The organism is Teichococcus rhizosphaerae (assembly GCF_002631185.1).
Taxonomy (GTDB): Bacteria; Pseudomonadota; Alphaproteobacteria; order Acetobacterales; family Acetobacteraceae; genus Pseudoroseomonas; species Pseudoroseomonas rhizosphaerae.
In genome coordinates this window covers 26,448-36,154 of the sequence record NZ_PDNU01000040.1, presented here as the reverse complement: position 1 = coordinate 36,154, position 9,707 = coordinate 26,448, and the positions used below count along the sequence as shown (strand labels likewise).

The 9,707-nt window shown below is 73.9% G+C and carries 11 protein-coding genes; 7 read left to right on the top strand and 4 right to left on the bottom strand.

Annotation, left to right across the window (positions count from 1 at the left end; all coding sequences use genetic code 11):
• The 3 genes from lipB to CR162_RS17720 form a co-directional block, all read left to right on the top strand.
• On the top strand, window positions 1-564 hold a 564-nt coding region (gene lipB / locus CR162_RS17730; protein WP_099096867.1), incomplete at its 5' end, for a lipoyl(octanoyl) transferase LipB.
• Between the two features lie 88 nt (window positions 565-652).
• A complete protein-coding gene (locus tag CR162_RS17725) occupies window positions 653-1,765 on the top strand; it encodes an Ldh family oxidoreductase (protein ID WP_099096866.1) in 1,113 nt (370 codons plus the stop codon).
• Between the two features lie 71 nt (window positions 1,766-1,836).
• Window positions 1,837-3,390, top strand: a complete 1,554-nt coding sequence (locus CR162_RS17720; RefSeq protein WP_099096865.1) for a UxaA family hydrolase — start codon at window positions 1,837-1,839, stop codon at window positions 3,388-3,390.
• Window positions 3,391-3,435: 45 nt separating this feature from the next.
• Here CR162_RS17720 and CR162_RS17715 read toward each other — a convergent pair whose 3' ends face one another.
• The 3 genes from CR162_RS17715 to CR162_RS17705 form a co-directional block, all read right to left on the bottom strand.
• A complete protein-coding gene (locus CR162_RS17715) occupies window positions 3,436-4,191 on the bottom strand; it encodes an alpha/beta hydrolase (protein WP_099096864.1) in 756 nt (251 codons plus the stop codon).
• Window positions 4,188-5,333 carry a fumarylacetoacetate hydrolase family protein gene (locus CR162_RS17710; RefSeq protein ID WP_099096863.1) on the bottom strand — a complete coding sequence of 382 codons (1,146 nt, stop codon included), beginning with the start codon at window positions 5,331-5,333 and terminating at the stop codon, window positions 4,188-4,190. Before CR162_RS17710 ends, CR162_RS17715 begins: the two co-directional genes overlap by 4 nt.
• An 87-nt stretch (window positions 5,334-5,420) precedes the next feature.
• Window positions 5,421-5,768: an alpha/beta fold hydrolase gene (locus CR162_RS17705; protein WP_176559906.1), complete on the bottom strand. Its 348-nt coding sequence runs from the start codon at window positions 5,766-5,768 to the stop codon at window positions 5,421-5,423.
• 182 nt (window positions 5,769-5,950) lie between these two features.
• On the opposite strand from CR162_RS17705, the gene CR162_RS17700 reads away from it, so the two are divergent.
• Together CR162_RS17700 and CR162_RS17695 are read left to right on the top strand one after the other, a co-directional pair.
• The gene (locus CR162_RS17700) at window positions 5,951-7,084 is read left to right on the top strand and encodes a glycosyltransferase family 4 protein (RefSeq protein WP_099096862.1); all 1,134 of its coding nucleotides are present in this window, start codon (window positions 5,951-5,953) and stop codon (window positions 7,082-7,084) included.
• Complete coding sequence (locus CR162_RS17695; protein WP_099096861.1) at window positions 7,085-8,005, top strand: glycosyltransferase family 9 protein; 921 nt, start codon at window positions 7,085-7,087, stop codon at window positions 8,003-8,005.
• Between the two features lie 10 nt (window positions 8,006-8,015).
• Here the strand turns inward: CR162_RS17695 and CR162_RS17690 are convergent, their stop codons facing one another.
• On the bottom strand, window positions 8,016-8,468 hold the full coding sequence (locus CR162_RS17690; protein ID WP_099096860.1) for an Lrp/AsnC family transcriptional regulator: 453 nt from the start codon (window positions 8,466-8,468) through the stop codon (window positions 8,016-8,018).
• A 191-nt stretch (window positions 8,469-8,659) separates the two neighbouring features.
• Here CR162_RS17690 and maiA point away from each other — a divergent pair, with 191 nt between their 5' ends.
• Together maiA and CR162_RS17680 are read left to right on the top strand one after the other, a co-directional pair.
• Window positions 8,660-9,286 carry a maleylacetoacetate isomerase gene (gene maiA / locus CR162_RS17685; RefSeq protein WP_099096859.1) on the top strand — a complete coding sequence of 209 codons (627 nt, stop codon included), beginning with the start codon at window positions 8,660-8,662 and terminating at the stop codon, window positions 9,284-9,286.
• Window positions 9,276-9,632, top strand: coding sequence for a hypothetical protein (locus tag CR162_RS17680; RefSeq protein ID WP_099096858.1), 357 nt, complete (start codon window positions 9,276-9,278; stop codon window positions 9,630-9,632). Before maiA ends, CR162_RS17680 begins: the two co-directional genes overlap by 11 nt.
• Window positions 9,633-9,707: the final 75 nt, after the last annotated feature.

Here is a 9,707-nt window from a genome sequence, read left to right as displayed (position 1 = left end):
GAGGCGGGCGAGCGCGTCTGGCTGGTGGAGCACCCGCCGCTCTACACCGCCGGTACCTCCTCGACGCCGGAGGGGCTGGTCGATGCCCGCTTCCCGGTGTTCGCGGCGGGGCGGGGCGGGCAATGGACCTATCACGGCCCCGGCCAGCGCACCGCCTATGTGATGCTCGACCTCGACCGGGCGCATGGCGCCGTGCCCGCGCGCGACATCCGCGCCTATGTCCACGGGCTGGAGGAATGGATCATCCGCGCGCTGGACCGCTTCAACGTGCGGGGCGAGCGGCGCGAGGGGCGTGTCGGCATCTGGGTGGCGGACAAGGTGCCGGGCGGGTTCGTCCAGCGGGAAAACAAGATCGCCGCCATCGGGGTGCGGGTCACGCGCTGGGTGAGCTGGCACGGCATCGCGCTGAACGTGGAGCCCGACCTGTCGCATTTCGGCGGCATCGTGCCCTGCGGCATTCGCCAGCACGGCGTCACCAGCCTCGCGGCGCTCGGCATCCCCGTGACCATGGCGGAGGCGGACAGCGCGCTCAAGGCGAGCTGGGCGGAGGTGTTCGGCGGCTGAGGCGGGGGCGCCCCTTCCGCCAGCCCGCGTTGCGGGGGAAGGGGCCTCGTGCGATCATCGGACGAGTGAGGGAAGAGGAACCGCAGGAATGACAGCACAGGCCGGCACCGCCCATCGCGGGCATGCTTCGCCGGAGCCCTCCCCGGCGGGCGCCCCGCGCTACGACGCGGAGGCGCTGCGCGGCGCCGCGGCCGCCCTGTTCGCCGCCGCCGGCGCCCCGGCCGCCAAGGCGGCGGTGATGGCGGAGGTGCTGGTCGAGTCCGACCTGATGGGCCACATCACCCACGGCCTCGGCCTGCTGCCGAAATACATGGAGGACATGGCCTCCGGCACGATGACGCTGGAGGGCGAGCCCGAGGTCATCGCCGACCGCGGCGCCTGCGTCACCTGGGATGGCCGCGCCCTGCCGGGCGGCTGGCTGACCATGAAGGCGCTGGACCTGGCGATGGAGCGGGTGAAGACCCATGGCACCGTCAGCATCGCCATCGGCAACAGCCATCATATCGGCTGCCTCGCGGTCTATCCGGCGAAGGCGGCGGCGCGCGGCCTGGTCTGCATCCTGCACAGCTCGGCGCCAGGCGCCTCCAGCGTGGCGCCCTTCGGCGCCCGCCAGGGCGTGCTGGCGCCGGACCCGATGGCGGCGGGCTTTCCCACCGGCGGCACGCCGGTGGTGCTGGACATCAGCGCCTCCATCACCACCAACAACATGAGCCAGCGGCTGATCCGCCAGGGCGAGCGCTTCCCGCACAAATGGGTGCTGGATGCCGAGGGCAACCCGAGCGACGACCCGAACGTGGTGTTCCAGGGCGGCGCCATCCTGCCCGCCGGCGGGCTGGACCACGGCCAGAAGGGCTATGGCTGGGCGCTGCTGACCGAGGCGCTGACGCAGGGCCTGTCCGGCCATGGCCGCGCCGATGGCGCGCGCAACATGATGGCCGGCGTGTTCCTGCAGGTGATCGACCCCGAGGCCTTCGCCGGGCTCGGCGCCTTCGAGCGCCAGACCGGCCATACCGCCGCCGCCTGCCGCGCCGCGGCCCCCCGCCCCGGCGTCGCCCGCGTGCGGCTGCCGGGCGAGAAGGGGCTGGCCCAGCGCGAGGAGGCGCGGGCCCGGGGCGTGGCGCTGGCGCCCGGCGTCATGGAAGGATTGCGGCCCCTCGCCGGGCGCCACGGCATCGCCCTGCCGGAGCCGCTGCCCGGCTGAGGCGCCCGGAGCCCCCTGCCTTCCGGAAGCAAGACCAGCCCTGTTCCAGATCGTCCAAGGAAGCCTGCCCCATGTCCCTCATCGACCTGAGCGCGAAGCGCCTGAACGGCCCCGTCATCCGCCTGCACCCGAACGACAACGTGGTGGTGGCGCGCATCCCCGTGGAGGCGGGCACCTCCATCCCCGGGGAGAACGTCGTCGCGCGGGAGGCGGTGCAGGCCGGCTACAAGATCGCCACCCGCCATCTCCGCAAGGGCGAGCCGATCCTGAAGTACAACGTCACCATCGGCTTCGCGGCGGATGACATGCCGGCCGGCACCATGCTGCACGGCCACAACATCACCTTCACCGAGTTCGACCGCGACTACGCCTTCTGCCAGGACTACGAGCCGCTGGAGATGGTGCCGGAGGCGGAGCGCGCCACCTTCCAGGGCATCGTCCGCGCCGACGGGCGCGTGGGCACCCGCAACTACATCGGCATCGTCTCCACGGTGAACTGCTCGGCCACCGTGGTGCAGAACATCGCCGACCACTTCACCGCCGAGCGCCTGGCGGAGTTCCCGAACGTCGATGGCGTCGCCGCCTTCACGCACCAGACCGGCTGCGGCATGGAGCTTTCCGGCGAGCCGATGCAACTGCTGCGCCGCACGCTGGCGGGCTATATCCGCCACCCCAACATCGCCGCCGTGCTGGTGATCGGCCTGGGCTGCGAGCGCAACCAGATCGCCGGGCTGATGCAGGAGCATGGCCTCCAGGCCGGGCCGAAGCTGCGCCACTTCACCATGCAGGACACGGGTGGCACCCGGAAGAGCATCGAGGCCGGCATCGCCGCGGTGCGCGAGATGCTCGCCGAGGCGAACCAGGTGACGCGGCAGACCGTGCCGGCCAGCCACATCATGGTGGGGCTGCAATGCGGCGGCTCGGACGGCTTCTCCTCCATCACCGCCAACCCGGCCCTCGGCCACGCCATGGACATCCTGACGCGGCATGGCGGCACCGCCATCCTGTCCGAGACGCCGGAGATCTACGGCGTGGAGCACACGCTGACGCGCCGCGCCGCGAGCCGCGCGGTGGGCGAGAAGCTGATCGAGCGCATCCGCTGGTGGAAGGACGAGTACGCCGCCGGGCGCGACACCCAGATCAACGGCGTGGTCAGCCCGGGCAACCAGGCCGGCGGGCTGGCCAACATCTTCGAGAAGTCGCTCGGCTCCTCGATGAAGGGCGGCACCGGGCCGCTGATGGAGGTCTACAAATACGCCGAGCCGGTGACGACGCCGGGCTTCGTCTTCATGGACAGCCCGGGCTTCGACCCGGTCTCCGCCACGGGCCAGGTGGCGGGCGGCGCCAACGTCATCTGCTTCACCACCGGGCGCGGCTCGATGTTCGGCTGCAAGCCCGCGCCGTCGATCAAGCTCGCCACCAACACGCCCATGTTCCGCCGGCTGGAGGAGGACATGGACATCAATTGCGGCGAGATCCTCGACGGCACGCGGAGCCTGCAGGAGATGGGGCAGCTCATCTTCGAGCACATCCTGCGCATCGCCTCGGGCGAGAAGAGCAAGAGCGAGGATCTGGGCGTCGGCAAGCACGAATTCGTGCCGTGGCAGATCGGCATCATGGGCTGAGGGAGAAAGGGCCGGCGGAGGGAAGCTCCGCCGGCCCCTCGCCCTTCAGCCCGCCGCCTCCTCCACCGTCCGCCAGATGAGGTCGAGGTCCTCCGCGCGGGCGAGGCGGTGGTCGCCATCCTTCACCAGCGTCACCCGCGCATCCTCCGCCTCCACCCGCGCGGCGATCTCGGGCGCCACGCGCCAGGGCACCTCCGCGTCGCGCATGCCCTGCACCAGCCGCACCGGGCGCCGCACCGGGATGGGCGCGCCGAGCAGCAGGTGGTTCCGCCCGTCCTCGATCAGCCGGCGCGTGATCGGCACGGGCGGGCCATAGGGGCTCGGCAGCATCAGCGCGCCCTCGCGCAGGAGGGTCGCCTGCTGATCGGCGCTGAAGTTCGGCCACATCAGCGTCTCGGTGAAGTCCGGCGCGGCGGCGATGCCCACCAGCGCGTGCAGCCGCTCGGGGAAGCGCCGCGCCATCAGCAGCGCGATCCAGCCGCCCATGGAGGAGCCGACCAGCACCTGCGGCCCCTCGGTGAGGCTGGCGATGACATGCGCCGCATCCTCCGCCCAGTCGCCGATGCAGCCCTCCTCGAAGGCGCCGCCGCTGATGCCGTGGCCGGCATAGTCGAAGCGCAGGAAGGCGCGGCCGGTGGCGGCGCAGCGCTCGCGCAGGTGCAGCGCCTTGCTTCCCTCCATGTCGGAGCGGAACCCCGCCAGGAACACCACGCCGGGCCCGCGCCCGGGCAGCCTCGCCCAGGCCAGCTCCTCGCCCCTCGCATTGCGGAGGCGCCCAATTTCTTCCTGCTGGATGCTCATGCGCGCGGCAGTCCCCGCCTGGCCAGGTTGCTCATCAGCGCGCCGATGCCGAAGCGCCAGGGCGGGCAGGCATCGGTGCGGTCCACGATGTTCACCAGCACGCCGAGGCGGCGGCTGGCGATGCGCACCACGTCGCCCATGTGGTGGGTGAAGCCCATGCCGGCGGCGCCGCGGTCCTTGCTGGGCGAGAAGGGAGTGCCGAGGAACAGCGCGGCGCCGTCCGGATACTGGTGGTGCGGGTTGATGAGCTGGTCCACCAGCTCGGTGGGGTCGCGGCTGATGCTGCCGACCGCGCCGGTCTCGGCAAGGTGGAAGCCGTCCGTTCCCCGGATCTCCAGCGCGATCTCGGCGGCGCGGATGTCCTCCAGCGTGAAGCCCCGGTCGAGCAGGCGGATGGCGGGGCCGATGGCGCAGGCGGCGTTGTTGTCCTTGGCGCGGCCGAGCAGCAGGGCGGAGCGGCCCTCCACGTCGCGCAGGTTCACGTCGTTGCCGAGCGCCGCGCCGAGGATGCGGCCCTGCGGCGAGATGGCCAGCACCACCTCCGGCTCCGGGTTGTTCCAGGCGGAGGCGGGGTGGATGCCGACATGCGCGCCCGAGCCCACGGCCGAGAGCGGCTGGCCCTTGGTGAACACCTCCGCGTCCGGCCCGATGCCCACTTCCAGGTACTGGCTCCACCAGCCGCGCGCGACGAGGTTCTCCTTCAGCGCCATCGCCTCCGGGCTGCCGGGGCGGAGATTGGCGAGGTCGTCGCCGATGATGCCGCGCACCTCGGCGCGGATGCGCTCGGCCTGGCTGGCATCGCCCCGGCAGCGCTCCTCGATCACCCGCTCCAGCATGGAGCGCGCATAGGTCACGCCGCAGGCCTTGAGCGCCTGCAGGTCGAAGGGCGCCAGCAGCCGGGCCGGGCCGCCGCCGGCCAGCAGGGCGGGCATGTCGATCACCACCGGCTCGCCGCGCGCGGCGATGGCGCCGACCGGGTCCTCGGCGGCCAGCCAGGCGCTGACGGTGCCGAAGGCGGGCGTCATGTCGAAGGCGCGGCCATGGGCGAGGCCGATGGCCTGCGGGCCGTCCGCGCCCTCGATGCGCAGCACGAAATGGCCCTCGCGCCAATCCTCGGGCAGCGCCGTGGCGGTCCTGTTCATGCCTGTCCTCCCCTTGAGCCGGTGGCGATCTGGCCAGTGCGGATGTGGTAAAGCCTTCCGTGCCCCCTGGCCACGGGGGCGGAGCCGTCATTTCAGCCCGGGCAGCGCCTCCAGCAGCGCGGCGTGGAAGCGCGCGGGGTCCTGGATCTGCGGCGAATGGCCGAGATCCTCGAAGCGCAGCAGCCGCGCGCCGGGAATGGCGTCGGCGGCGCGGCGGCCGAGCGTCCGGTAGTCGCCGAGGCGCCGGCGCACATCCGGCGCCGCCGCGGCCTTGCCGATGGCGGTGCTGTCCCGCTCGCCGATCACCAGCAGCGTCGGCACGCGGATCAGGGGCAGGTGCTGCAGCACGGGCTGGGTGAACACCATGTCGCTGGCCTGGGCCTGGTTCATCAGCACCGCGTCGCGCCCGGGGCCGGCATAAAGGCCGGCCTGCATCTCCACCCACCGCTCGTAGCGCGCCTCCCACCGGCCGGCGTAGTAGGTGTCGCGCTGATAGGCGCGGATGCTCTCGTGGGGCAGGGGCGGGCCCCCCTCACTTTGCCGCCACCAGGAAGCCCGTGGCCCCTGCGCCCCGGCGCGGGCTGACAGCGGCCCGCCCAGGCGCTAATGCCGCGCCCATGACCCCCGCTTCCGCCCCCGCCGTGCTGCAGGTGCTGCCCGCCCTCAATGCCGGCGGCGTGGAGCGCGGCACCATCGAGATCGCCGAGGCGCTGGCGCGGGAGGGCTTCCGCCCGCTGGTGGCCTCCGCGGGCGGGCGGCTGGTGCCGGAGCTGGAGGCGGTGGGCGCCCGCCACGTCGCCCTGCCGCTGGACCGCAAGTCGCCCGCCGCCCTGCTCGGCAACGCCGCCGCGCTGGGGCGGCTGATCGCGGCGGAGGGGGTGCGGATCGTGCATGCGCGCAGCCGCTTCCCCGCCTGGTCGGCGCTGCCGGCGGCACGGCGCGGGGGCGCGCGCTTCGTCACCACCTATCACGGCGCCTACAACGAGGGCTTTCCCGGCAAGCGCCTCTACAACTCGGTGATGGCGCGGGGCGAGCGCGTCATCGCCATCAGCCACTTCATCGCCGACCTCGTGCGGGCGCGGCACGGGGTGGAGGCGGCGCGGCTGCGGATCATCCCGCGCGGGGTGGACCTGCGGCGCTTCGACCCGGCGGCGGTGGCGCCCGCGCGCGTCGCCGCGCTGCGCGCCGCCTGGGGCGTGCCGGAAGGGCGCCCCGTGCTGTTCCTGCCCGCGCGCATCAGCCGCTGGAAGGGGCAGGGCGTGCTGCTGGAGGCGATGGCCCGGCTGCCCGCGCCGCGCCCCTTCGCCATCCTGGCCGGCGATCCGGGGCGCGGCACCTATGATTCCGAGCTGCGCGGCCGCGTCGCGGCGCTGGGCCTCGGCGCGGATGTGGTGCTGCCCGGCGCCGGCGACGACATGCCCGCCGCCCTGCTGCTGGCCGACATCGTGCTGCACGCCTCGACCGACGCGGAAGCCTTCGGCCGCACCGTGATCGAGGCGCAGGCCATGGCGCGGCCGGTGATCGCGGCCGATCTCGGCGGCCCGCGCGAGACGGTGCTGGAGGGCGAGACGGGCTGGCGCGTGCCGCCGGGCGACCCGGCGGCGCTGGCGGCCGCCATCCTCCGCGTGCTGGCCATGCCGCCGGAGGCGCGCGCCGCCGTGGGCGCCGCCGCCCAGGCCATGGCGCGCGCCCGCTACACCACCGCGGCGATGCAGGACGCGACGCTCGCCGTCTATCGGGAGCTGCTCTGAATGGCGCCGCGCATCCTCGTCATCAAGCTGGCGGCGCTGGGGGACTTCGTGCAGGCCTTCGGCCCCTTCGCCGCCATCCGCGCCCACCATCCGGACGCGCGCGTCACGCTGCTCACCACGCCCCCCTTCGCCACGCTCGCCCGCCGCGCCCCCTGGTTCGACGAGATCTGGGAGGATGGCCGCCCCGCCTGGACGGACCTTCCCGCCGTGGCGCGCCTCGCCTGGCGGCTGCGCCGTGCCCGCTTCAGCCGCGTCTACGACCTGCAGACCTCCGGCCGTTCCTCGCGCTACCGCCTGTTCACCGGAAGCGGGCCGGAATGGTCGGGCATCGCGCCGGGCGCCAGCCACCGCCACGCCAACCCGGCGCGCGACGCGATGCACACGCTGGAGCGCCAGCGCGAGCAGCTCGCCCTCGCCGGCATCGCGCATTTCCCGCCCCCCGCGCTGGACTGGCTGGCCGGTGACCTTTCGGGCTTCGGGCTGCCGCCGCGCTTCGTGCTGCTGATCCCCGGCGCCTCGCCGGGGCGGCCGGGCAAGCGCTGGCCGGCCGGGCGCTTCGCCGAGCTGGCCGCCAGCATGGGCCGGCCCGTGGCGGTGCTCGGCGGCCCGGCCGAGGCGCCGCTCGCCGCCGCCATCCTGGCCGCCGCCGCGCCGGGCAGCGTCGATCTCACCGGCCGCACCAGCCTGGCGCAGATCGGTGCCCTGGCGCGGGCGGCGGAGGCGGCGGTGGGCAACGACACCGGCCCCACCCATCTGGTGGCCGCCGCCGGCTGCCCGACCCTTTCGCTGTTCGGCGCCGAGAGCGACCCCGCGCTCTGCGCCCCGCGCGGCCCGGCCACCGCCTTCCTGCGGCATGTCCCGCTGGCGGAATTGCCCGTGGCCGCGGTGCGCGCGGCGCTGGCCGAACTCGCGCCCCGCTGAACGGGCCCCTTCAGGGCGTGGGCGAGATGGCCCGCTTCAGGCAGCGCAGGGTGAAGGCCGAGCGGGTGTGCCGCACCCCCGGCAGGCGGTAGAGCTTCTCGCGCAGCAGCGTCTCGTAGCCCGCCGTGCCGCCCACCGCCGCCTTGATGAGATAGTCGTAGGCGCCGGTGGTCAGGTGGCATTCCAGCACCTCCGGCATGTCCTGCACGGCGCGCTCGAACTGCGCCAGCGCCGCCTCGTCGTGCTTCTCCACCATCACCTCGACAAAGACGGTGTCAGGCAGGCCGAGCTTGGCCGGGTCCAGCAGCGCCACATAGCCCTGGATCACGCCCGCCTGCTCCAGCCGCCGCACCCGGCTCCAGCAGGGGGAGGGGGAGAGCCCCACCTCCTCGGCCAGCTCGGCGTTGGTCAGCCGCGCGTTGCGCGCCAGGGCGCGGAGGATTCGGCGGTCGGTCTGGTCCATGGCGGCCCCTGCGTGACGGCGTGGCGCGGGGCTGGCGGAAACACCCCTGCGCGAATCGGCGCAACGCCCCGCGGCCTCCTCCGGCGCGGAGATGGTGGCGGGACATTCGACCGATCCGCGATGCTGGCGGCCCCAATCCTGTTGACAAGGGAGGGAGCGCAAACGCACGATCACGAGAAGGAGAGGTATGCATGCGCCTGCATGGCTACAGCCCGTCGGGTGCCACCTGGCGCGTTCGGATCGCACTCGCGCTGAAGGGTGTCGAGGCTGAGGCGGTGTTGCACGACATGCCGCCCGACGGCCCCCGCAACCCGGAGCATGTGCGCCTCAATCCGCAAGGGCGGATGCCGATCCTGGAGATCCAGGACGAGGCGCCGCTGATCCAGTCCCTCGCCATCATCGAATGGCTGGAGGAGATGTGGCCGAGCCCGCCGCTGCTGCCGCCCGAGCCCCTGCGGCGTGCCCAGGTGCGCGCCTTCACCCTGGCCATCGCCTGCGAGACGCAGCCGCTGCACGCCTCCAGCGTGCTGGCGCGGCTGCGCGCCGCCGGGATGAACGAGGGGCAGGTGCAGGGCTGGGCGCGGCACGCCGTCGCCGAGGGGCTGGAGGCCTGCGAAAGCCTGCTGGCCGACAGCCCCGGCCCTTTCTGCTTCGGCCCGCGCGTCAGCCTCGCCGATGTGTTCCTCGTGCCGCAGCTGCATGCCGCGCGCCGCTTCGGCGTGCAGCTGGCCTTTCCCCGCCTGCTTTCCGCCGAGGCCGCCAGCATGACCCTGCCGGCCTTCCGCGATACCCTGCCGGAGACCCCGCATGTCGCCTGAACGCCGCCTCGCCGCCCCTCGCGCGGCGCTGGCGCTCGCCGCGCTGCTGCCCTTCCTGCCGGCCAGCCCCGCCGCGGCGCAGCTGCGCAGCCTGGCCGTTCCCGCCGAGGCGGGGGTGGTGGTGCCGCCGCGCGGCCAGCCCATGCCCCGGCTGGTGGCGCCGCCCGCCATGCCGGCGGCCCTGCCGGCCGAGGAGCCGCCCGCCCCCGTGCAGCTGCCGCCCGGCGGGCAGGGCCTGGCCGCGCCGCTGATGGGGGCCGCGCTGCCCATGGCCGCCGCCGCCCTGCTGGGGGTGGGGCTCGGCGGGGGCGGCCAGTCCGGAGGCGCGCCGGCCCGCACCCGTTGACGGCGCGGCCATGCGGGGCCAAAGCCTTTCGCCTTCGCATGGCCCCGGCCATGCACCGATGGCGACAAGAAGGAT